Source organism: Saccharothrix xinjiangensis, assembly GCF_039527585.1.
GTDB classification, from domain to species: Bacteria; Actinomycetota; Actinomycetes; order Mycobacteriales; family Pseudonocardiaceae; genus Actinosynnema; species Actinosynnema xinjiangensis.
Map to the genome: position 1 here is coordinate 240,919 of NZ_BAAAKE010000006.1, position 21,920 is coordinate 262,838.

The following is a 21,920-nucleotide window of genomic DNA, read 5'->3' on the forward strand; positions in this document are numbered from 1 at the left end:
GGGGATCGGAACCCCCGACCCGATCCGCGCTCAAGCGGTCAGCTGATCTGCTCGCACCACTCGCCGAGCAGGCCGTCGTCGCTGTGGGGGACGCCGTGCCGGCACTCGTAGACCTCGTCGCCGTAGTCCCGCACGACGAACGTCTCGGTGATCTCCTCCTCGGGCGCGGGTTGGCAGCCATAGGCCGCGATGTTGTCCATGTGATCCTCGACCCGCTCGCAACGGAAGTCGGTGTGCAGCGCGGTCCGCGCGGTGGCGGGCGCCTCGACCGTCGCGGCGGCAGTGCCGCTCACCGCGCCCGTCACGGCGCCGGCGGCCAGCAGCACGGTCCCGAGAATCAGTCCTCGCATGTCGTTCCTCCTCGTGGGTGGACCAGGTCTTGCCCACCCACAGCACCACGCCGGGACCGACGCCGAGAGGTCGAACACCCCTACCGAGCGAACGCTCCCACACGACCGGGTCTGTGAACGGGCCGCCGACCAGCCCAGTGCCGTGTGCGCCGTCGCGGGGGTTTTCCGCGTAACGCCGACGCGCGAGTCGATCACGCCCCTACGGTGGTCGGGTGCGGATCAGAGGGGGGACCGCCGTTCTCGTCGCGGGATCGGCGGTGATCGCGGGTGCGGCGCTGTACCTGGTGCTGACCGGGCGCACCGGCGTGCGGTACTCGGCCGACCACGACGGCACGGTCCCGCTGTGGTTCCGGTGGGTCCCGGTGCTGGTGGGGATCGCCCTGGTGCGGCTGGTGCCGTTCGACGCGGCGCCCCTCGGCGAGCCGCCGCGGCGGCTGCGCGCGGAGTTGGCGGTGCTCACCGCGGCCGCGGTGGCGTTCGCGCTGGTGCTGCCGCTGGTGGACGGTGACCTGGGCTACGCGGTGGTGAAGGTCGCGCTGCTGGCCGCGGTGCCGGTGGCGCTGCTGTGGCGTGCCCGGTGGTCGCCCGCCCGGCCCGACCGCCGCTGGGTCCCGCTGGCGCCGGTGGCCGGGTGGCTGGTGGTCGCCCACGGCACGCCGCTCGCGCCGCCGGCGGGTGATCCGGGGCTCGACGCGGCGGCGCTGGTGGCGGCGCTGGTCGTGGGGTTCTTCGCCAACGCGGTGCTGGAGGAGCTGTTCTACCGGCGCTGGTTGCAGACCCGGTGGGAGTTCGCGCTGGGCGCGTGGCCCGCGATCGTGCTGTCGTCGCTGTTGTGGGCGGTGTGGCACGTCGCCATCCAGGGCACCGGCGACCTGCCGGTGGACCTGGCGTCGGCGGTGGTCAACCAGGGGGTGCTCGGGTTGTTCCTGGGCTGCCTGTGGAGCCGCTACCGGCTGATGTGGCCGCTGCTGGTGGTGCACGGCGCGGTCAACTCGGCGCCGATCCTGCTCGGCGTGCTGTTCCGGTGAGCACCGGAGCAGATCTGGAGACTCCTTGGAGGGGTTGATGGCCGATGCGGTTGACCTGGTGCTGGCCCAGTGGTCGGTGCAGCGACCGGACGTGGACACCTCGCCGATGGCGGTGCTGTCGCGGGTGACGCGCCTGTCGCGGCTGCTGGAGCGGGAGTTGCGGGAGTTCCTGGCGCACTACGGGCTGGAGCCCGGCGAGTTCGACGTGCTGACCACGCTGCGGCGGGCCGGGGCGACGCACGGCATGACCGCGGGCGCGTTCCTGTCGGCGTCGCTGGTCACGGCAGGCGCGATCACCAACCGCATCGACCGGATGGCGGCCAAGGGTTTGGTGGAGCGGGTGCCCGACGCGGCCGACCGGCGGGCGGTGCGGATCAAGCTGACCCTGCGGGGCCGGGAGCTGGTGGACGGGATGCTGGGCGAGCACGTGGCCCACTACGCGCGGCTGCTGGAGCCCTTGGACGACCGGACCAGGCTGGTGGTCGCCGACGCGCTGCGGACGCTGCTGGAGGTGTGCGAATGACGGGAGCTGCCGCTGATCCGGCTCAGCCGGCGGACGCGACCTCGGGCCGCGCGACCTCGGCCCGCTCCGGCGGGCGCAGCCTGCGCAGCCACACCGGCAGCAGGGCGATCGCGACCACGGCGGGCACGAGGGTGCCGGTGAGGGTGACGAGGAGGTTGCCCGTCGGCGTGTGCTGGAACGGGACCCCGTCGAAGATCCGGTGCCCCAGCGACCACACCGGCGCGAGGTACCACAAGACCACCAGGCCCAGCAGCACCCGCGGCAGGGGGGTGGCCTGCCGCCACGCGACGGTGGCCAGCCAGACCAGGGCCGGCACCACCCACACGCAGTGGTGCACCCAGGTGACCGGCGAGACGAGCTGCGCGGCGAAGGCGATCACGAGCAGCCCGACGACGTCGTGGCCGCGGCGGTGCGCCCACACCGCGGCGGCCAGGCACGCCGCCGTGGCCGCCGCGGCCAGCAGCAGCGACCAGTCCGGGGCGGTCCGCTCGCCGACCAGGCGCGCGAAGAACCCGGGCAGCGAGTGGTTGACCATCACGTCGGTGGGCACGGCGCGCGCGGAGTCGAAGAAGACGCCGTGGAACCAGTAGGCGCGCGAGTCGGTGGGCAGGAGGGCGAACCCGACCAGGGCGGTGGCGGCGAAGGAGCCCAGGGCCTGGAAGGCGGCGCGGCGGCGGCCGGTGAAGAAGAGGTAGGCGACGAAGAACAGGGGTGTGAGCTTGATACCCGCGGCGATGCCGGTGGCGATGCCGCGGTAGCGCTCGGGCAGGGAGGGCAGGAAGTCGAGCAGGACCAGCACCACCAGGAACAGGTTGACCTGCCCGAGCAGGACGTTGAACTGCACGGGACCGAGCATCGCCGCGCAGATCAAGCCCGCCGTCACCAGCGCGGTGGTGCGCTGCCGGGTCGTGGTCACGCCGGTGATGCGCAGCACCAGCCAGATCGACGCGGCCAGCGCGAGGTAGCCGGCGGTGGTCCAGGCGAACTGGGCGACCGCGGCCGGCACCAGCGCCGCCGGGACCATCATGACGGCGAAGAAGGGCGTGTAGGTGTACATCATGCCGGGGAAGAAGGCCGTGTCGACGCCCAGCTCGTAGAGCCGCACGTCGTGCAGGAGGGCCTGGGCCGCGCCCCGGTAGACCGCGAAGTCGATCATCCAGTAGGGGACGACGACGCCGAAGATCAGCACGGCCTGCGCGGCGAGGGCGAGCGCCACGGCCGCGACGGCGGCGAGGGGGACGAACCGGCGCGCGCCGCCCGGTCCGCCCGCGAACCGGGCGGGCCGGGACGCGGCCGGTTCCGGGGCGGGTGGCGGCAGTCGTCCGGGGGCGCCGGTGTCTCGTGCTCGTTCGTCCTCGCGCATTGACGCCTCCTCGAAGGGGACTCGAAGGCTGGCCACGAGAAGTGCCTGAACTCTTCGGTGTCGCGCACTGTATCGAAAAGGTCTTTACCCCGCATCGGCTGCCCTGACCAGCGACATTGGTCCACTAAAGGGTGAGAAGCGCATTGTTGCGGTGCAGGCCCGGTAGGAATTGGCGATAATTGCGAGCCACTCAGGAATGTTTTTCACTTTCACGTCGCCCCGGGACCGCGTGGAATTCCTTCGGCGGCCGATCGGGCGCCGCCTCGTCAGCGCCCGGTGGCGCCCGAGGGCTCGTCGAGGGCGTCCAGCTGCCGCCGGACGCGGTCGGCGTCGGCGTCGCGGAGCTGGGCTCGGTACAGGTGCAGGGCCTGCTCCCACGGGCGGCGCGCCAGGTCGTGCCGGTCCAGGGCGACGTGGGCGTGGCCGAGCCGGTCCAGGGTGTTGGCGCTCTCGTAGGTGCCGCCGGTCTCCCGGTACAGGGTGAGGGCTCGCCGGTAGTGGTCCACGGCCTCGTCGTGGCGGCCGGTGCGGTGGGCGAGGTGCCCCAGGCCGTCCAAGGCCATGGCCGCCCCGATCGGGTGGATGTGGTGGCACAGGGCCAAGGCGGCCTCCAGGTGCCGCCGGGCCTGGTCGTGGTGGCCCAGCCGGGTGGCGCACGAGCCCGCCTGCTGGAGCGCCTCGGCCGCGCCCACCGGGTCCTGGACGACCTGGTACAGGTCCAAGGCGCGGAGGGCGTGCTCCAGCGCCCGCCGGTCGTCACCCCGCTTCCCCCGGGCGACCGCGAAAGCGAAGTGGACGTGGGCCTGCTTGCGGAGGTCCCCGCCCTGCTCGACGAGGGCGAGGGCTCGCGGGAGGTGGTCCAGGGCCTCGGTGTGCAGTCCCCCCACGGCGCACGCGTAGCCGAGCAGCGCCCGCGCCCTGGCCCGGGCCGCCGCGTCGGCCCGGCGGTCGGCTGCGGCCAGGGCCCTCCGCCAGGAGGCGATGTTGTCGAGCTGGTGGCCCCGCAGCACGTGGAAGAGGTTCAGGGTCCAGGCCAGCTGCCACACCGCGTCGTCCCAGCCCCGTTCGACGGCGAGTTGTTGGGCCGCGATCACGTTGAGGTGCTCGGCGTCGAACCACGCCGAGGCCGCGGCGTCGTCGGCCAGCGGGCGGGGGTGGCAGCCGGCCTCGGGCTGCCCGAGCTCGATCCGGTCCTCGCCGTGCGGGTTCAGCAGTTCGTCGGCGGCGTGCGCGGTGTGCAGGTAGAAGCCGACCAGCCTGCGCAGCGCCGCTTCCCGGTCCCGCGAGGGCAGGTCGCGGTGGGCTTCGCCGGTGGCGAACAGGCGGGTGAGGTCGTGCATCCGGTACCGGCCGGGGGTGTGCTCGTCCACCAGGGACACGCGGCCCAGCGCCCGCAGCACCGCCCTCGCGTGCGGGACGGGCAGGTCGGCGAGGCAGGCCGCGGCCTCCAGGCCGATGTCCGGGCCGGGGGCCGACCCGAGCAGCCCGAACACCGACGCCTGCTGGTCGGTGAGCACGGCGCAGGACCAGGACAGCACCACCTCCACCGCGGTGCGGGGATCCCCGGTGTCCAACGCGCCCAGCCGGGTCGCGGCGTCCCGCAACTCCGCGGCGAGCGCCGCCAGCGGGAAGTCCGGTCGGGTGGCGGCGCGGCCGGCGACGACGCTCGACGCCAACGGCAGGCCCGCGCACCAGCCCAGCAGTTCGGCGACCGCCTCCGGTTCGGCGTCGACCCGCGCCTGGCCGAGGCGGCGGGCCAGCAGCACGCGGGTGTCGGCCTCGTCCAGCACGCCCACGGTGAGTTGGCGCGCACCGTGGGCGATGGCCAGCCCTTCCATGCGGTCCCGGCTGGTGATCAGCACCGCGCAGGTCGGGCTGCCCGGCAGCAGCCCGGTGACCTGGGAGGCGTCGCGGGCGTTGTCCAGCACGACCAGCAGGCGCTTGCCGGCGACCAGGCTGCGGTAGCGCCCCACCTGGGCCTCCGGGTCCACGGGGATCGACCGCGGCTCCACCCCGAGGGCGTCCAGGAACCCCCGCACCGCCTCGGTCCGGGTCATGGGCGTGCCGCCGGGGGCGAAGCCGCGCAGGTCCACGAACAGCTGCCCGTCGGGGAAGCGGTCGGCGTGGCGGTGGGCCCAGCACAGGGCCAGCCAGGTCTTGCCGATCCCGCCTGCCCCGCCGATGGACGAGATCACCACCGGCCCGTCCGACCCGGCCGCCTCGTCCAGGGCGGCGGTCAACGCCGCGAGCTCATCGGCCCGGCCGGTGAACCACCGCGGCGCCGGCGGCAACTGCCGCGGCACCACCGCGGGCCGTGACGGGTGCACGTGCACGTCCCCGCCGATGTTGTACTGGTCCCGGCCCGACTGGCGGATGTCCGCGTCACCGGACACCCGGGCGTGCTGGGCCGTCTCGCGGACCCCGCCGGTGATGGTGCGGGCCTGCACCACCCGCCCGGCGGCGACCTGGCCGCCGACCTCGTTGTGGACTTCCGGGTGGACTTCCGGTTCCCCCGCCATGACGACCAGCGTCCCACCCGGCCGAACGCCGTGGAAGGAGGCCGGAGTCGTCCGACACCACCGATCGGGTGATCGACAACGCCGACCGCCGGAGCCGGGGTCGTCCGGCCCGGTCAGCGCGTGCCCGGTCAGCGCGGTACGGCGTCCAAAGCCTTGTAGATCCGCTTGTCGGAGACGGTGTAGCGGGTGCCGACGGTCTGGGCGAAGTAGCTCAGCCTCAGCTCCTCGATCATCCACCGCACCTCGTCCAGCTCCTCGTGCGGCTCGTCGGCGGGCAGGGAGGCGCGCAGCTCCCGGTACTCGGCGTGGACGTCGTGGACGCGGTCCATCCACTCGCGGTCGCGGTCGAGGTTGTGCGGCAGCTTCTCCAGCCTGCGGGCGATGCCCTGGAGGTAGCGGTGCACGTCGGCGAGCCTGCGGGCGCCCGCCTCGGTGACGAAACCGGGGTGCACCAGGCCCGCGAGCTGCGCGCGGACGTCGGCCAAGGACTCGTCGAACACCGCGCCGCGCACCGCGCCGACGCGCAGCTCCACGTCCTGGGCGGCCTCCAGCACGCGCCGCACCTGGTGGACCACGTCGAAGGTGGTCTCGCCGAGGCCGCGGCGGACGTGCTCGACGAGCTTGCCGAAGTCCTGCTCGTCCCACACCGGGCCGCCGTGCCCGCGCAGCAGCTCGTCCGCCGCCGCGGAGATGCAGTCGGCCAGCAGCGGGGCGACGCCGCCGTGCGGGTTGCGGGTCAGGGCGAGCTTCTCGGCGTTGTTCAGCCCGCGCTGGAGCGCCTTGACCGGCGAGGGCACGGTGAGCAGCAGCAGCCGACGGGTGCCGCGCCACATGGCCTGCCGCTGCCGCCCCGGCGTGTCGAGGATCTCCACGGCCACCGAGTCGCCCTTGTCGACCAGCGCCGGGTAGGCGGTGACCACGATGCCGGACTGGCGGCGCTGCACGGTGCGCGGCAGGTCGCCGATGTCCCAACGGGTCACGCCGGTGCGGGCGAGGTTGCTCGCCGCGGCGGCCAGGGACTCCCGCAGCTGCCCGCGCAGCCTGGCCTTGAGCGCGGCCAGGTCCTTGCCGGTGGCCAGTTCGCGGCCGTCCTCGTCCAGGACGCGGAAGGTGAGCTTGAGGTGCTCGGGCACCTGGTCGAGCTGCCAGTCGTCGCGGTGCACGACCACGCCGGTGAGCCGGCGCAGCTCGCGCTCCAGGGCGGGCAGCACCGGCTCGTCGGGGTCGATGCCGTGCAGGGCCGCGGCGGCGACGTCGGGCACGGGCACGAAGTTGCGGCGCACCGGCTTGGGCAGCGACCGGATCAACGACACGACCAGCTCGGTGCGCATCCCGGGCACCTGCCAGGACAGCGCGTCGTCGGGCAGGGCGGTCAGCGCGGGCAGCGGCAGGGCGACGGTGACGCCGTCGACCGCGGCGCCCGGCTCGAACCGGTAGGTCAGGGGCAGGCTCAGCCCACCGCGGCGCAGCTGGTCCGGGTAGGCCTCGGGGGTGATGCCGACGCGGTCGTTGACCAGCATCGCCTTGTCGAAGGTGAGCAGGTCGGGCCGGTCGCGGCGGGTCTTCTTCCACCAGCTGTCGAAGTGCCGGGCGGAGACGACGTCGGCGGGCACGCGCTGGTCGTAGAAGTCGAAGACGACCTCGTCGTCGACCACGATGTCGCGGCGGCGGGCGCGGTTCTCCAGCTCCTCGACCTCGGCCAGCAGCTCGCGGTTGCGGCGGGCGAACTCGTGGTGGGTGGTCCACTCCCCCTGCACCAGGGCGTGGCGGATGAACAGCTCGCGGGACAGGCCGGGGTCGATGCGCCCGTAGTTGACCTTGCGCGAGGTCACGACGGGCACGCCGTAGAGGGTGACCTTCTCCAGGGCCACGACCGCGCCGCGCCGCGCGTCCCAGTGCGGTTCGCTGTAGGTGCGCTTGACCAGGTGCTCACCCAGCTTCTCGGCCCACTCGGGCTCGATCTTCGCCACGATCCGGCCCCACAGGCGGGAGGTCTCCACCAGCTCGGCGGCCATGACCCACTGGGGTGGTTTGCGGAACAGCGCGGACCCGGGGAAGATCGCGAACTTGGCGTTGCGCGCGCCGAGGTACTCGGTGGCGGCCCGCTTGCCCGGCTCGCGCTTGGGCACGTCCTTGAGCCCGATGTGGGACAGCAGGCCCGACAGCAGCGAGAGGTGGATGTTCCGCGGGTCGGCGGGCTGGTCGTTGACGTGCACGCCGAGGGTCTTGGCGACCTGCCGCAACTGCTGGTAGACGTCCTGCCACTCGCGCACGCGCAGGTAGTTGAGGAACTCCGCCCGGCACAGCTTGCGGAACTGGTTGCTCGACAGCTCCTTCTGCTTCTCCCGCAGGTACTGCCACAGGTTGAGGTAGGCGACGAAGTCCGAGTCGGGGTCGGCGAACCGGCCGTGCTGCTCGTCGGCGGCCTGCTGCTTGTCGCTGGGCCGCTCGCGCGGGTCCTGGATGGACAGCGCGGCGGCGATGACCATGACCTCGCGGACGCAGCCGTTGGCGTCGGCCTCGACGACCATGCGCGCCAGGCGCGGGTCGACGGGCAGCTGGGCGAGCTTGCGGCCCAGCGGCGTGAGCCTCTGCTCGGCGGGCACGATCGCGCCCAGCTCCTGGAGCAGCTGCACGCCGTCGGCGATGTTGCGGGACTCGGGCGGGTCGATGAACGGGAACGCGGCGATGTCGCCCAGCCCGATCGAGGTCATCTGGAGGATCACCGAGGCGAGGTTGGTGCGCAGGATCTCCGGGTCGGTGAACTCCGGGCGCGCGTCGAAGTCGTCCTCGCCGTAGAGGCGGACGCAGATGCCCGCGGACACGCGGCCGCAGCGCCCCTTGCGCTGGTTGGCCGAGGCCTGGGAGATCGGTTCGATGGGCAGCCGCTGCACCTTGAGCCGGTGGCTGTAGCGGGAGATCCGGGCGGTGCCGGGGTCGACGACGTACTTGATGCCGGGCACGGTCAGCGAGGTCTCGGCGACGTTGGTGGCCAGCACCACCCGGCGCCCGGTGTGCGGCTGGAACACCCGGTGCTGCTCGCCGAAGGACAGCCGCGCGTACAGCGGCAGGACCTCGGTGTTCCTCAGCTCCAGCGCGGCCAGGGCGTCCGCGGTGTCGCGGATCTCGCGCTCGCCGGACAGGAACACCAGCACGTCGCCGGGCCCCTCGGCCTGGAGCTCGCGCACCGCGTCGCAGATGGCCTGCGTCTGGTCGCGGTCCGGGTCGGCGTTCGGGTCGTCGGGGTCGACCACCGGGCGGTAGCGGACCTCGACGGGGTAGGTGCGGCCGGAGACCTCGATGATCGGGGCGTCGCCGAAGTGGCGGGAGAACCGCTCGGGGTCGATGGTGGCCGAGGTGATGACGACCTTGAGGTCGGGGCGGCGGGGCAGCAGCTGCTTGAGGTAGCCCAGCAGGAAGTCCACGTTGAGGCTGCGCTCGTGGGCCTCGTCGATGATGATCGTGTCGTAGCGCGACAGCATCCGGTCGGTCTGGAGCTCGGCGAGCAGGATGCCGTCGGTCATCAGCTTGACCAGGGTCTCGTCACCGGACTGGTCGGTGAACCGGACCTTGTAGCCCACCGCGCTGCCCAGCGGCGTGTTCAGCTCCTGCGCGACGCGCTCGGCGACCGTGCGGGCGGCCAGCCGCCGCGGCTGGGTGTGCCCGATCTGGCCCAGCACGCCGCGACCCAGCTCCAGGCAGATCTTGGGCAGCTGCGTGGTCTTGCCCGAACCCGTCTCGCCGGCGACGATCACGACCTGGTGCTCGCGGATGAGCGCCGCGATGTCGTCCTTGCGCGCGCTGACCGGCAACTCACCCGGATAGGTGATCTTGGGCACGGCTTCGCGGCGCAGCGCGACCCGCAGCTCGGCGGCCTCGACCTCGGCCTCGATCTCGGCGTGGACGGCCGCCCGGGCCTGGTCGTCGCGGACCTTGCGGGCGCCGTCGAGGCGGCGCGCCAGCCGCCGCTGGTCCCGCGTCATCAGGTCGGACAGGCGTTTACGCAGGTCAGCATGCGAGGTGGTACTCATTTGGGTCAAGGATATCCGGGTTGCCGGACGAGGGCCGACGGATTAACCGCCGACCCCCGCCGCTCACCCGGCGTAGGGACCGCGGCCGGCGCGCAGGTCCGCGACCAGCTCGCCCAGCCGGGCCATCAGCAGCCGCTGGAGACCCGGGCCGAAGCTGACCCGCGCCACGCCCAGCGCGGCCGCCTCGGCCGGGGTCGGCGAACCGGGCACGTGCAGGTGGTTGACCGGTCCGCCGACCTCGCGCACGAACGCCGCCAGGCGCCCGGCGGGCATGGTGATCGGGTAGACGCAGTCCGCACCCGCCTCCAGGTAGGCCCGACCGCGCCGCACCGCGTCGTCGAAGGCCTCCTCGTCGGGGTTCCCGGCGCCCCGGACGAACACGTCCACCCGCGCGTTGACCACCAGGTCGGGGTCCGCGGCGCGCACGGCCGCCAGGAAGTCGACCTGCTCGGCCAGGTCGACCAACCGCCCGGTCGCCGGGTCGGAGTCCTCCAGGTTGCAGCCGACCGCGCCCGCCTCGGCCAGCCGTTCGGCGACCAGGGCGGGCGGCAGGCCGTAGCCGCGCTCCACGTCGGCGGTCACCGGCACGTCCACGGCGGCGGCGACGCGCCTGATCGCCGCGAACGCCTCGTCCACCGGCATGCCGTGGCCGTCCCCGTAGCCCAGGGTCGCCGACACGGCGGCGCTGGCGGTGGCCACGGCGGGGTAACCCGCCTCGGCCAGGACGCGCGCGGACGCCGCGTCCCACACGTTGGGCAGCACCACGGGATCACCGGGCACGTGCAGCCCGCGCAGCAGCCGGGCGCCGTTCTGATCGGTCACGGGTCGATCTTCCCCCACCGGCCGGTCCGCGGTCACGGCAGCGGTCACCGCTTCGCGACCCGGCCGGCTTCACCACCGGACGCGGCATCGCGCGGGGTCGGCCGGCGATACCTCCGACCGACCCCGCGGGGCGTGCCCTAGGACCAGTCCCCCGCCACCGGCTCCCCCGGCCGGTGGATGCCGAACGTCCACTCGAAACCCTCCGGGTCCAACACCCGGAACCGGTAGTTGCCCCACTCCGTGCCACCCGGCTCCCACACCGGCACCGCACCCACCCCGACCGCCCGCGCGTACACCGCGTCCACCGCCGCCTCGTCCGGCAACGCCAGGTAGACGCCGAACCCACCGGTCTCACCCCTGCGCGGCGGCCGCTCATACCCCTCGCGATCGCTGAACACGATCACCGCCACGTCACCCAGGCGCAGCTCGGCGTGCGCGACACCCCCGTCCCCGTCCGGGAAGTTCATCGTCGTCTCGAACCCGAACGCGTCCCCCAACCAGGTCAGGGCCGCGACCGCGTCCCGGTAACCGAAATAGGCGTGCAAACTGATCATGCCGACAGCCTCGCGCCAATAGCGGACAACCACCGCCCTCCACCCCCACCGGCGCCGCAGCGCAACCACAACCCGCCGTTCGGCGGCTGGCGCACCCGCGCACGTGCCGATCTGCTGGACCACGCGATGCGTCGGGGGACCCATCGATAGGGAGTTGGCTTGTTCCGACCCGTGCCGGTGCCCGCGCTGCCGCCCAGCACCGCACTGGCCGACCTGGCGACCGCGGGCGAGGACCACGCGTGGCTGGTCGGCACCACCGGCGTGTTCACCAGCCGACCGTCCAGCCCGCTGGTCCTGCGCTGGACCGGCGACACCTGGCACGAGGAACCGCTGCCCGACCTGCCCGCACCCGCCAGCCTGTCCGGCGTCGCCGCCACCGCGCCCGACGACGTCTGGGCCGTCGGCAACAGCAGCGGCCACCCCCTGGTCCTGCACTACGACGGCACCACCTGGCACACCCTCACCACCCCACCCATGACCTGGGCCAAAGCCGTCGCCGCCACCGCGCCCGACGACGTGCACGTCGTCGGCGCCGGCCGCGACGGCCTCCACTGGAACGGCGCCACCTGGCACCTGCGACCGGTCCTCTCCTCCGCCCGCGAGCACCTCCGGACCATCACCCACACCGGCCACGGCGAGCTCTGGGCGGGAGGCGGCGGCCTCGCCGGCGTCGGCGCCGCCAGCTACGAGTACCCCGTGCTGGTCCGCTGGGACGGCCGCACCTGGCACGACCTGCCCGACCCCCACCTCGAACGCGGCCACGTCGCCCGCCTCGCCGCCGCCGCGCCCCACGACCTCTGGCTCGCCCACGCCCGCGACACCCACGAACTGCGCCTGCACCGGTGGAACGGCGCCACCTGGCACGAGGTCCCCTCCCCCGAGGACCCCGACCGCCTCAGCGTGCACGGCGTGGCCGCCGGCTGGACCTGGGGCGTCCGCGCCGGCCGCGGCAGCTTCGAGACCCGCCCCGCCTTCCACCGCTGGACCGGCGAGCACTGGGCGCCCGTCCCCCTGCCCGACCAGCTGGCCGGCACCTCCGCCTCCCACGTCGGCCTGACCACCACCGGCGCCACCACCTGGGCCTACCTGAAAACCGCCGCCGGCGTGCACGTGCTGCGCCACACTGCGGCGTGACCTTCGGCCTGACCGTGCTCGGCACCGCCACCCCGTACCCGCGCCCCGGCAACCCCTGCTCCGGCTACCTGCTGCGCACCGACCGCACCACCGTCTGGGTCGACGCGGGCCCAGGCACCCTCGCCGCCCTCCAGCACCACCACCGACCCGACCGGCTCGACGCCGTCTGGATCTCCCACACCCACGCCGACCACACCGCCGACCTGCTGCCCTACTACTACGCCCTGCTCTTCGCCGACCAACACCCCCGCGGACCCGTCCCCCTGTTCGGCCCACCCGGCCTCGCCGACCGCCTGGAGACCTTCCTCGCCGGCGCGACGCCCAACCCGGCGAGCACCGCGTTCCACGTCCACGAACTGCACGACGGCCACCGCGCCGAGGTCGGCGACCTCACCCTCACCAGCCACGCCGTCCACCACGGGCTGCCCGCCTTCGGCCTGCGCGCCACCCACGACGACGCCGTCTTCGCCTACTCCGGCGACACCGGCCCCTGCCCCGCCCTGCGCGCCCTCGCCGACGGCGCCGACCTGTTCCTCTGCGAGGCCGACGGCGAGGGCCCGCACCACTGCGCCCCCGAGGACGCCGCCACGGCCGCCCGGGGCGCCGACCGCCTCCTGCTCACCCACGTCGGCCACACCCTGACCCACGCCGAAGCCGCCGAACGCGCCACCGCCCCCGTCGCCCGACCAGGCGACACGGTGACGATCCGCTGAACAACCCCGCACCCGGCCGACGCCCCGCGCACTCCCCCGGCCGGCCGTTCCGCCTCTACGTGGACGGCCGGCGCGACCCACCCAGGACCTCACGCGCCCCCGCCGCGCGCGTGATCGACTCCAGCACGCCGGGGAACCGGCGCTCCATCTCCTCCTGCCGCAGCTCGTGGGTGCGGTAGCTGCCCTGCGGCGTCACGCGCAGCACGCCGGCCTCGCGGAGCACCTTCAGGTGGTGCGAGAGCGTCGACATGCTCACCGGCACGTCGAACTGCTGGCACGCGATCCCGCCCGAGCGCGCGAGCTCGGCGACGATCCGCAGCCGGACCGGGTCGGCGAGCGCGTTGAGCACCGCCGAGAGCGGGATGTTCGCCACGTCCGGGTGTTGTAGGGCGCGCACGGGTGAGCATCGTAGTTCCCGCGGTCGAGAATGATTTTTAGTCAACACTGAAGTCTTTACACTCGTTAGAGTGAATCTCGTCCACGGTCGAGTGATCGACCGGCATGGCGTCGGCCTGTGACCAAGAGCGCACGGTGCGTCATTAACTGTTAACACGAGTGGATCTTCCGGCGTGAGCCGTCCGGCTCAGCGGACTGCGCTGCCCGACCGCTTGCCACCATTTGTTGCCACGGTGTTTCCACGTGGTTTGAGCTGCGGTTTTAGCCGGTTTTCCGGCCGGCGGCAGGTGCCTGAGCTGCGTGGCCGCTCCCCCGCCCCCGCGAGGTCGTCCGACAAGAAGGCATTTACCTGGGCATTAACGCCAATACGATCGTCACCACGAGGCCGCTCCCGCCGCCCGGCCGAGCGCACCGTGGCCCCGGACTACCCTGCACTGTCCGGGGCCACGCACCGCTCCAGTCTCACCGTCCCGGGCGCACCGCCTCAGGGGCCGCTGTTGCCGCCGACCACCGCGTCGGAGGACGGCGCCTCCCCCTTCTCCTCCGGCGGCGGCGCGAGAACGCTCAGGTCGCCGCCGTTGTCGTTCACGCGCAGCACGAACGGCCGGGTCTCGGTGTACTGGACCACCGACACCGAGGCGGGGTCGACCACGATGCGCTGGAAGCCGTCCAGGTGCACGCCCAGGGCGTCGGCCAGCACCGCCTTGATGACGTCCCCGTGGCTGCACGCCACCCACACGGCGCGGGGGCCGTGCTCGGCGGTGACGCGGGCGTCGTGGGCCCTGATCGCCGCCACGGCCCGGGCCTGCACGGCCGCCAGGCCCTCCCCACCGGGGAACACCGCGGCGGACGGGTGCTGCTGCACGACCGCCCACAGGGGTTCGGCGTAGAGGTCCTTGATGGCCCGGCCGGTCCAGTCGCCGTAGTCGACCTCGGCCAGCTGCTGCTCGACCACGGGCTCGACGCCGCGGTCGAGCAGCAGCGGCGCGAGGGTCTGGCGGCAGCGCTCCAGCGGTGAGCTGACCACCGCGTCCAGGGGCAGGCCGGCGAAGCGGGCGACGAGCCCGTCCGCCTGGTGCTCGCCCTGTTCCGACAGCATCACGCCGGGTTGGCGTCCGGCGAGCACGCCCGATCCGTTGGCCGTGGACCGGGCGTGCCGCAACAAGATCACGGTAGCCACCGGGCCACCCTATGTCGGGTTGATGAGGCCCATCGACAGCAGGCCCATCAGGACCATGCCCAGCAGCAGCCGGTACCACACGAACACCGAGTAGCTGTGCTTGGAGACGTAGCGCAGCAGCCAGGCGATGGTGGCGTAGCCGACGACGAACGACACGATCGTGGCCACGACCATCTGCGGCACGCTGGCGGCGTTGGGCTCGGAGCGCTCCAGGACGTCGGGGATGCTGAAGATGCCCGCGCCGAACACCGCGGGCAGGGCCAGCAGGAACGAGTAGCGCGCGGCGGAGGCCCGGTCCAGGCCCAGGAACAGGCCCGCGGTCAGGGTCCCGCCGGAGCGGGACACGCCGGGGATCAGGGCCAGCGCCTGGGCCAGGCCCATGCCGATCGAGTCCTTGAGCTCCAGCCGCGTGCGGATGTGCTTGGCGAACTGGTCGGCCAGGCCCAGCAGCAGGCCGAACACGATCAGCATGGTCGCGGTGATCCACAGGTTGCGCAGCGAGGACCGGATCTCGTCCTTGAACAGGAAGCCCAGCACGCTGATCGGGATGGACCCGATGATGACGTACCAGGCCATCCGGTAGTCGTCGGTGGCGCGGGCGGCCTTGCTGAACAGGCCGCGGAACCAGGCGGCGATGAAGTTGCCGATGTCCTTGGCGAAGTAGATCAGCACGGCCAGTTCGGTGCCCAGCTGGATGACCGCGGTGAACGACGCGCCCGCGTCGTTGCCGAAGAACAGCGTCGAGACGATCCGGATGTGCCCGGACGACGAAATGGGTAGGAATTCGGTGAGACCTTGGACCAGTCCCAGAACGATGGCTTGCAGCCAGCTCAACTACCCACTCCCGCCAGATCCAGAGCTTCGGTCGCCGTTCGCAGCGCGGCGATCCCCTGCTCAAGATCTTGCAGCATGGGTGAGAGGGTGAGAGTGGTGACCCCCGCCTGCGCGTAGGCGCGCATGCGGTCTGCTATGCGCTCCTTGGGGCCCAGCAGCGAGACCGCGTCGAGGAAGTCGACGGGCAGCGCGGCCATGGCGCCCTCGTAGTCGCGGGCGAGGTACTTGTCCTGCACTTCGGCCGCCTCGGCGGCGAAGCCCATGCGCACGGCGAGGTCGTTGTAGAAGTTCTTCTTGCGGCTGCCCATGCCGCCGACGTAAAGGGCCGCGTAGGCGCGGACGTGGTCGGCGCAGGCGCGCCAGTCGTCGCCGACGAACAGCGGCACGGTGGGCACGACGTCGAACCCGTCGAGGGTCTTGCCCGCCTTCTCCCGGCCCGCCTTGAGCGCGGCGAGGGACTCGCCGGAGTGCTCGGGCGAGAAGAAGATCGCCAACCAGCCGTCGGCGATCTCGCCGGCCAGCTCGACGTTCTTCGGGCCGATGGCGGCCAGGTAGACGGGGATGTGCTCGCGCACGGGGTGCACGGTGAGGGTCAGCGCCTTGCCGGGGCCGTCGGGCAGGGGCAGCCGGTAGTGCTCGCCGTCGTAGCGCAGGCGTTCGCGGCGCAGGGCGGCGCGCACGATGTCGACGTACTCGCGGGTGCGGCCCAGCGGCTTGTCGAAGCGCACCCCGTGCCAGCCCTCGGAGACCTGGGGCCCGGAGACGCCCAGGCCCAGGCGGAAGCGCCCGCCGGAGAGGGTGTCGAGGGTGGCGGCGGTCATCGCGGCCATGGCGGGGGTGCGCGCGGGGATCTGCATGACGGCGCTGCCGACGTCGATCCGCTCGGTCTGCGCGGCCACCCACGACAGCACGGTGGGCACGTCGGAGCCGTAGGCCTCGGCGGCCCACACCACCGAGTAGCCCAGTCGGTCGGCTTCCCTGGCCAGTTCGAGGTTCGCGGCGTCGTTGCCCGCGCCCCAGTACCCGAGGTTCAGTCCCAGTCGCACACGCGGACCGTACCGGCCGGTAACCCGGGCCGCCAGGGCGGGCCCGGCGGGAATACCCCTTGACGGGTCGCGTGCCGCGGCCTCCGGTGAAGTGGATCAGCCCTTAGGCTCCCCGACGTGGAACAGCGATACCTGGGCCGCAGCGGTCTGCGGGTGTCCCGGTTGGCCCTGGGCACGATGACCTGGGGCCGGGACACCGACGCGGACGAGGCGGCGACGCAGCTGCTGGCGTTCACCGAGGCGGGCGGCACGCTGGTGGACACCGCGGACGTGTACGTGGAGGGCGAGAGCGAGCGGATCCTGGGCGGCCTGCTGGGCGAGGTGGTGCCGCGGGACGAGCTGGTGATCGCGACCAAGGCGGTGGCCCGGCGCAACGACGGCCCGTTCGGCGGCGGCGCGTCGCGGGGCGCGCTGCTGCACGCGCTGGACGGGTCGCTGCGCAGGCTCGGCGTGGAGCACATCGACCTGTGGCAGCTGCACGCCTGGGACCCGAACGTGCCGCTGGAGGAGACGCTGTCGGCGCTGGACGCCGCGGTGGCCTCGGGCAAGGTGCGCTACGCGGGGGTGTCGAACTACTCGGGCTGGCAGCTGGGCACGGCGGCGGCGCTGCCGGGGCACGCGCCGCTGGTGTCCACCCAGGTCGAGTACTCGCTGCTGGAGCGGGGCGTGGAGCGGGAGGTGGTGCCGGCGGCGCTGCACCACGGTGTCGGGCTGCTGCCGTGGGCGCCGCTGGGGCGGGGCGTGCTGACGGGCAAGTACCGCAACGGCACGCCACCGGACTCCCGGGGCGCCTCGGCGCACTTCGCCGGGTACGTGGAGCAGCACCGCACGGAGCGGGCGGCGCGGATCGTGCAGGCGGTGTCCACGGCGGCGGACGGGTTGGGCACGAGCGCGCTGTGCGTGGCGCTGGCGTGGGTGCGGGACCGGTCGGGCGTGGTGGCGCCGGTGGTGGGCGCGCGGGACACCGGTCAGCTGCTGGGGTCGCTGGCGGTGGAGGGCCTGACGCTGCCGCCGGCGATCAGGTCGGCGCTGGACGACGTGAGCGCCGTCGACTTCGGCTACCCCGAACGACCGATGGGGTGAGGACCGGGGTCCCGGGCCGGTCGTCAGGCCGAAGCCCGGTCGACCAGCCGGAACCACGTGCGGACCTCGGCGAGCTGGTCCTCCAGCCAGGTGGCCACGTCGGCGGCCAGGTCGAGGGCGCGGGACGTGCGGACGCGGCCGGCGAGGTGCTCCACCAGGCTCTGGATGCGCCGCACGGGCGGCGGGTGCAGGTCGGCGAACGGCACGGCCAGGCCCAGTTCGTCGGCGAGCCGGTCGGTGATCTCGTGGAGGAACAGCACCAGCAGCAGCGCGGCGACCAGGCAGGGTTCGTGGACGTCGAGTTCGCGGGGCCCGAGCCCGTCGAGGGTGTGCAGCATCAGGCCGGCGGCGATGCGGTCGGCCTCGTGCTCGCGGGGCCAGCCGAACGCGCGGGCGTCGAGGGCGCCGACCGGCGTGTCGAGGGCGGTGTGGCGGCGGGCGTGGACCAGGTGCCCGGCCTGGAGGTGGGCGACCTCGTGGGCCAGCACGAACTGGGTGGCGCGGCGGACCATGAGCGTGACCAGCGCCAGCCGCTGCCCGGACAGCTCCGGCAGCCGCCGCGGCCGGGCCGCGCCGTGGCCGTAGAGGTAGGCGTTGAGGGCCTCGGCGAGGACGTAGGCGGCCTGGTCGCCGTTGAGCAGCGGTGGGGTGCCGTAGTGGGGCAGCGCCGCGGTCATGGTCTTGAGCACCCCGTCGAGCAGGTCCAGCAGTGCGGTGTTGACCAGGATCAGCACGCCCAGGTCGGGGTCCGGCACGCCGATGCCGTCGAGGGTGCCGGTGGGGAACACGCCGGCCAGCACGGGGGTGGTCAGGGGGTTGCCGGCGGCACTGGCCAGGTGCAGCAGCTCCGGTTGCAGGGCGTCGAGGGTGCGCTGCTGCTGGTGGAGGTGGCCGGGCAGGTAGGGGCCGGGCCGGACGCGGGCGTCGAGCAGCCGGGCGAGCCTGGTCGGCGCCGGTTCGGCCGCGACCAGGGTCCACGTGTGGTAGCGCTCGGGCGCGGGCTCGGGCCGCAGCGGCGGGTCCAGGTGGTCGACCACGCGCCGGTCGCGCAGCAGCCCCAGGTGCGCGCTCCGCAGTTGTCCGACCGTCATGGCGACGCCTCCCGGTGTCACCTTGGATAGTCGTCGCCCCCGCCCGCGGGGTACGGGTGGCGGCCGACTATCACCTTGCCGGACCAACGACAACACCCGCCCCCCGCGTGAGGATGGTGGTCTGGTGATGGATGCTGGGAGGGCATGGGGCGAACGGGTTACAGCTTGGAGGTCCGACGTTGCGCCGACTGGCCGCGGTGGTGGTTGCGGGGGTGCTCACCGGAGCGGTGGTCCCCGGGTGCGCGACCGAGGAGAACCCGGGCGACCCGTTGCAGGTGGCGGCCACGCTGGAACCGGCGCGCCCGGCGGTCTCGCCCGCCCAGTCCTCGGACCTGCCGGGCGTCGTGGCGCCGGTGGGGCGGGCCTCGTCGGTGGTGGTCGCCGGCGGCCGGGTGGCGGTCGCGGTGACCGACCCGCCGTCGGTGGTGGGCTTCCCGCTGGACGCGCTGTCGTCGGGCGCCCCGTCGTCGGAGCCGCTGGTCGTGGCGCTGCCGGGGCCCGCGGAGCGGCTGGTGGCCGCGGGCGGCGCGGTGGAGGCGGTGGTGCCGGCGGGCGCCGTGGTGACGGTCCGCCCGGACGGCTCCTCGTCCTCGCGGGAGGTGCCCGGCGGACCGGTGGACGTGGTGTCGGTGGGCGGTCGGACCCTGGTGGCGCAGCGGGAGGCCGGGCAGGTCGTGGCGGGCGACCACGCGGTGACCGGCATCTCCAGCCCCGACCGCCTGGTGGCGGTGGGCGACCGGGCGGTGGTGCTGGACCGGCCGCGCAGCGCGGTGTTCGACCTGGACCCCTCGGCCGACCGGCCCGGCGCGGGCCTGCGCGCGGGCGAGGGCGCGACCAACGCGGTGGCCGACCGGTTCGGGCGGGTCTTCGTCGTGGACACCCGTGGTGGCGAGCTGATGGCGTTCTCCGCGAACCCGGTGCTGATGCGGCTGCGCTACCCGCTGCCGGGCGCGCCCTACGGGATGGCCTACGACGCCGGCCGGGACCTGTTGTGGGTGACGTTGACCGAGCGCAACGAGGTGGTGGGCTTCGACGTGTCGGGCGGGGAGCCGGTGGAGCGGCACCGGCACGCCACGGTCGGCCAGCCCGACTCGGTGGCGGTCGACCCGGGCAGCGGGCGCGTGTTCGTGGCGTCCGGGAGCGGACAAGGGATGCAGGTGATCGGGTGATGGACGAAGAGGTGGTCGACGGGGACTGGGAGTACCGGCCGCTGCGGCTGCCGGCCGGGGTCTCGCTTCGTACCGCGACCACGCAGTTGACGATCCACGCGGAGTTCTCGGGCTGGGAGCTGTCGCGGACGCTGATGTTCGGCGACGGGTCGCGCAAGATCTGGTTGCGCCGCAAGCGCACGGCGACGGCGCTGCCGGGCGTGATCACCTAGTCCGCTCGGGGTCCCCTGTCGGGACCTCACTCCCCCACGCGCCCCGGTTGGCGGTCGCGTGGCGCTGACCGCCGCCCTCGATCACCGCTTCGCGCGGTCTTGCCCCGTTCGGTCTTCCCCCGTCCGGTCTTGCCCGGTCCGGGACTCCTCCGCGTGGGGCTCCTCCGCGTGGGCACTGCTCGACGGGCTCGCCCGGGCGGGCGAGCAGGCCGTGCAGGACCAGTGCCCCGACCGCGGCGGCGTGGTCGGCCGCGGCGCCGCCGGGGTGGGTCAGGCAGCGCAGCAGCAGCGCGTGGGCGAGGATTTCGGCGAGGTCGCGGGGGTCGTGGTCGCCGTGGAAGTGCCCGGCGGCGATGCCGGCGCGCAGGGCCGGGATGAGCAGGGCCGGCAGGTCGATCTCGCGGACGGGGTCGGCGCCGCCGCGGGCGGGGTCGTGGGCGGCGGCCATGAGCAGGGCCTCGGTGAACTCGCGGTGGCGCAGGGTGAACGCGGCGAGCTGTTCGAGGTGGCGGCGCAGCATGGTGGTGGGCGGCACGCCGAGGGCGAGGTCGTCGTCGACCAGGGACCGCAGTTCGGCGTAGGGGCCGCGCAGCGCGCCGGCGACGATCCCCGCCTTGACCGGGAACAGCTGGGTGAGCACGGCGGTCGACACCCCGGCGCGGGAGGCGATGTGGGCGGGGGTGGTGGCGTAGTAGCCGCGACCGGCGAACTCCTGGCGTGCGGCGGCGATGACCGCGTTGCGGGGGTGTTCGGGCAGGTCGTCGAGGTTGTCGGCGCGGTGGGCGCGGACGAGTTCGTCGGCCAGGGGCGCCATGACGTCGTCGACGTGCCCGTGGCCCTGCTCGGGGTCGAGCAGGGCGCCGACGAGGGCGACGACGGTGTCGCCGAACAGGCTGTCGGGCACGGCGCCGGGATCGGCGAGGTGGCGCAGCGCCAGGCCCTCGACCAGGGCGGTGAGGGCGATGGCGAGGTGTTCGGGGGTGAAGGGCGCGCGCAGCGAGGCGTTCCACCGGGTCAGCACGGGCTGGTAGGCGCGGACACCGGCCCGCTCGTAGCCGTTGTAGCTCTGGCGCAGGCTCTTGACCACGCCGGGGTGGCCGCCGCCGAGCACGAGGGTGGCCAGCCGCATGAGGGTGGCGGGGTCGCTGCGGACCTGCCGGTAGTCCCGGTCGCAGACCGCGCGCAGCATCCGGCGCGGGTCGCCGCGGGAGTCCAGGAAGGCCCGGTCGATGACCTCGGTCAGGTGGTAGGCGTGGTGGGAGCTGTGGGTGAACCGCAGCAGCAGCGCCTCGATGTAGCGGCCCTTGTCGCCGAAGGTGGCGAAGAAGGTCTTCTCGCTGACCTCGGCGCGGGCGGCGATCTCGGCGACGTTGAGGCCGCGCCCGAGGACCTTGGCGCCGTCCTCGAACAGCAGCTCGACACCGGCGTCGAGAAGTCTTTCACGCACCGGAACCATGGACCCCCCTGTCCCTCGCCCCGACGGGCGCATACCCGCCGCGGGCGCACCACGGTATTGGATGCTCACCGTTCCGGGGCGCGTTCACTCACCTCGGTGTGCGGTGTCGGGCCGCGGTGGATGTTGACCTCTCACCGCCGCTGCCGAGAGACTCCCTGACATCACGCGGGGCCCATCCACCGGGGAGGGCCTGGGGGTCCCGCGGCGGGGCCTGGGAACCTCGTCCACCGCACGGCTTCGGCACCTCGCGCCGTGCGGTCGGGGCGCGTCTGGACCGATGGCTCGGAACCTCGGTCGACCCGCGCCCTCCCCGCCCGCACGACGCACGCGGCAACCCCCAGTGCCGGCGAGGTCGTGCGGGCGGCCCGGCACCACAGGTGTGGTACCACAGCTGTGGTGGTTCGGGACGGGCGCCG

The 21,920-nt window shown here is 73.6% G+C and carries 19 protein-coding genes; 7 read left to right on the top strand and 12 right to left on the bottom strand.

Annotation, left to right across the window (positions count from 1 at the left end; all coding sequences use genetic code 11):
- Window positions 1–38: 38 nt before the first annotated feature.
- Window positions 39–350, bottom strand: a complete 312-nt coding sequence (locus ABD223_RS16565; protein WP_344037134.1) for a hypothetical protein — start codon at window positions 348–350, stop codon at window positions 39–41.
- Between the two features lie 212 nt (window positions 351–562).
- Between ABD223_RS16565 and ABD223_RS16570 the strand changes: the two genes are divergently transcribed.
- Window positions 563–1,378 (top strand): CPBP family intramembrane glutamic endopeptidase, encoded by an 816-nt coding sequence (locus tag ABD223_RS16570; RefSeq protein WP_344037135.1) that lies wholly within the window; start codon window positions 563–565, stop codon window positions 1,376–1,378.
- A 37-nt stretch (window positions 1,379–1,415) separates the two neighbouring features.
- Window positions 1,416–1,901 (top strand): MarR family winged helix-turn-helix transcriptional regulator, encoded by a 486-nt coding sequence (locus ABD223_RS16575; RefSeq protein WP_344037136.1) that lies wholly within the window; start codon window positions 1,416–1,418, stop codon window positions 1,899–1,901.
- Between the two features lie 22 nt (window positions 1,902–1,923).
- Here ABD223_RS16575 and ABD223_RS16580 read toward each other — a convergent pair whose 3' ends face one another.
- The 5 genes from ABD223_RS16580 to ABD223_RS16600 form a co-directional block, all read right to left on the bottom strand.
- The gene (locus ABD223_RS16580; protein ID WP_344037137.1) at window positions 1,924–3,264 is read right to left on the bottom strand and encodes a glycosyltransferase 87 family protein; all 1,341 of its coding nucleotides are present in this window, start codon (window positions 3,262–3,264) and stop codon (window positions 1,924–1,926) included.
- 266 nt (window positions 3,265–3,530) lie between these two features.
- Entirely contained in the window at window positions 3,531–5,783 is a 2,253-nt protein-coding gene (locus tag ABD223_RS16585; RefSeq protein WP_344037138.1) for an ATP-binding protein, read from the bottom strand.
- A 128-nt stretch (window positions 5,784–5,911) separates the two neighbouring features.
- Complete coding sequence (gene hrpA / locus ABD223_RS16590; protein WP_344037139.1) at window positions 5,912–9,814, bottom strand: ATP-dependent RNA helicase HrpA; 3,903 nt, start codon at window positions 9,812–9,814, stop codon at window positions 5,912–5,914.
- A gap of 63 nt (window positions 9,815–9,877) precedes the next feature.
- Window positions 9,878–10,636 (bottom strand): isocitrate lyase/PEP mutase family protein, encoded by a 759-nt coding sequence (locus ABD223_RS16595; protein WP_344037140.1) that lies wholly within the window; start codon window positions 10,634–10,636, stop codon window positions 9,878–9,880.
- 137 nt (window positions 10,637–10,773) lie between these two features.
- Window positions 10,774–11,190 (bottom strand): VOC family protein, encoded by a 417-nt coding sequence (locus tag ABD223_RS16600; protein ID WP_344037141.1) that lies wholly within the window; start codon window positions 11,188–11,190, stop codon window positions 10,774–10,776.
- A gap of 159 nt (window positions 11,191–11,349) precedes the next feature.
- Between ABD223_RS16600 and ABD223_RS16605 the strand changes: the two genes are divergently transcribed.
- Window positions 11,350–12,324 carry a hypothetical protein gene (locus ABD223_RS16605; RefSeq protein ID WP_344037142.1) on the top strand — a complete coding sequence of 325 codons (975 nt, stop codon included), beginning with the start codon at window positions 11,350–11,352 and terminating at the stop codon, window positions 12,322–12,324.
- Entirely contained in the window at window positions 12,321–13,037 is a 717-nt protein-coding gene (locus ABD223_RS16610) for an MBL fold metallo-hydrolase (protein ID WP_344037143.1), read from the top strand. Before ABD223_RS16605 ends, ABD223_RS16610 begins: the two co-directional genes overlap by 4 nt.
- A gap of 55 nt (window positions 13,038–13,092) precedes the next feature.
- Here the strand turns inward: ABD223_RS16610 and ABD223_RS16615 are convergent, their stop codons facing one another.
- The 4 genes from ABD223_RS16615 to ABD223_RS16630 form a co-directional block, all read right to left on the bottom strand.
- Window positions 13,093–13,434 carry an ArsR/SmtB family transcription factor gene (locus ABD223_RS16615; RefSeq protein ID WP_344037144.1) on the bottom strand — a complete coding sequence of 114 codons (342 nt, stop codon included), beginning with the start codon at window positions 13,432–13,434 and terminating at the stop codon, window positions 13,093–13,095.
- Window positions 13,435–13,917: 483 nt separating this feature from the next.
- Complete coding sequence (locus tag ABD223_RS16620) at window positions 13,918–14,613, bottom strand: histidine phosphatase family protein (protein ID WP_344037145.1); 696 nt, start codon at window positions 14,611–14,613, stop codon at window positions 13,918–13,920.
- 9 nt (window positions 14,614–14,622) lie between these two features.
- A complete protein-coding gene (locus tag ABD223_RS16625) occupies window positions 14,623–15,447 on the bottom strand; it encodes an undecaprenyl-diphosphate phosphatase (RefSeq protein WP_344037146.1) in 825 nt (274 codons plus the stop codon).
- Window positions 15,444–16,493 (bottom strand): LLM class F420-dependent oxidoreductase, encoded by a 1,050-nt coding sequence (locus ABD223_RS16630; RefSeq protein ID WP_344037147.1) that lies wholly within the window; start codon window positions 16,491–16,493, stop codon window positions 15,444–15,446. The genes ABD223_RS16625 and ABD223_RS16630 overlap by 4 nt, the downstream gene beginning before the upstream one ends.
- Before the next feature lie 117 nt (window positions 16,494–16,610).
- Between ABD223_RS16630 and ABD223_RS16635 the strand changes: the two genes are divergently transcribed.
- A complete protein-coding gene (locus tag ABD223_RS16635) occupies window positions 16,611–17,576 on the top strand; it encodes an aldo/keto reductase (RefSeq protein ID WP_344037148.1) in 966 nt (321 codons plus the stop codon).
- Window positions 17,577–17,599: 23 nt separating this feature from the next.
- Here the strand turns inward: ABD223_RS16635 and ABD223_RS16640 are convergent, their stop codons facing one another.
- Window positions 17,600–18,667, bottom strand: coding sequence for a M48 family metalloprotease (locus ABD223_RS16640; protein ID WP_344037149.1), 1,068 nt, complete (start codon window positions 18,665–18,667; stop codon window positions 17,600–17,602).
- Window positions 18,668–18,846: 179 nt separating this feature from the next.
- Between ABD223_RS16640 and ABD223_RS16645 the strand changes: the two genes are divergently transcribed.
- Complete coding sequence (locus ABD223_RS16645; RefSeq protein WP_344037150.1) at window positions 18,847–19,836, top strand: YncE family protein; 990 nt, start codon at window positions 18,847–18,849, stop codon at window positions 19,834–19,836.
- Window positions 19,836–20,048 carry a DUF5703 family protein gene (locus tag ABD223_RS16650; RefSeq protein ID WP_344037276.1) on the top strand — a complete coding sequence of 71 codons (213 nt, stop codon included), beginning with the start codon at window positions 19,836–19,838 and terminating at the stop codon, window positions 20,046–20,048. Before ABD223_RS16645 ends, ABD223_RS16650 begins: the two co-directional genes overlap by 1 nt.
- On the opposite strand, the gene ABD223_RS16655 is transcribed toward ABD223_RS16650, so the two are convergent.
- The gene (locus ABD223_RS16655; protein WP_344037151.1) at window positions 20,041–21,495 is read right to left on the bottom strand and encodes a TetR/AcrR family transcriptional regulator; all 1,455 of its coding nucleotides are present in this window, start codon (window positions 21,493–21,495) and stop codon (window positions 20,041–20,043) included. The genes ABD223_RS16650 and ABD223_RS16655 overlap by 8 nt on opposite strands.
- Window positions 21,496–21,920: the final 425 nt, after the last annotated feature.

Coding starts and splice junctions, on each gene's coding strand:
- ABD223_RS16575 (WP_344037136.1), top strand. CDS start 1,416: ATGGCCGATGCGGTTGACCTGGTGCTGGCCCAGTGGTCGGTGCAGCGA.
- ABD223_RS16640 (WP_344037149.1), bottom strand. CDS start 18,667: ATGACGGTCGGACAACTGCGGAGCGCGCACCTGGGGCTGCTGCGCGAC.
- ABD223_RS16600 (WP_344037141.1), bottom strand. CDS start 11,190: ATGATCAGTTTGCACGCCTATTTCGGTTACCGGGACGCGGTCGCGGCC.
- hrpA (WP_344037139.1), bottom strand. CDS start 9,814: ATGAGTACCACCTCGCATGCTGACCTGCGTAAACGCCTGTCCGACCTG.
- ABD223_RS16650 (WP_344037276.1), top strand. CDS start 19,836: ATGGACGAAGAGGTGGTCGACGGGGACTGGGAGTACCGGCCGCTGCGG.
- ABD223_RS16585 (WP_344037138.1), bottom strand. CDS start 5,783: ATGGCGGGGGAACCGGAAGTCCACCCGGAAGTCCACAACGAGGTCGGC.
- ABD223_RS16565 (WP_344037134.1), bottom strand. CDS start 350: ATGCGAGGACTGATTCTCGGGACCGTGCTGCTGGCCGCCGGCGCCGTG.
- ABD223_RS16580 (WP_344037137.1), bottom strand. CDS start 3,264: ATGCGCGAGGACGAACGAGCACGAGACACCGGCGCCCCCGGACGACTG.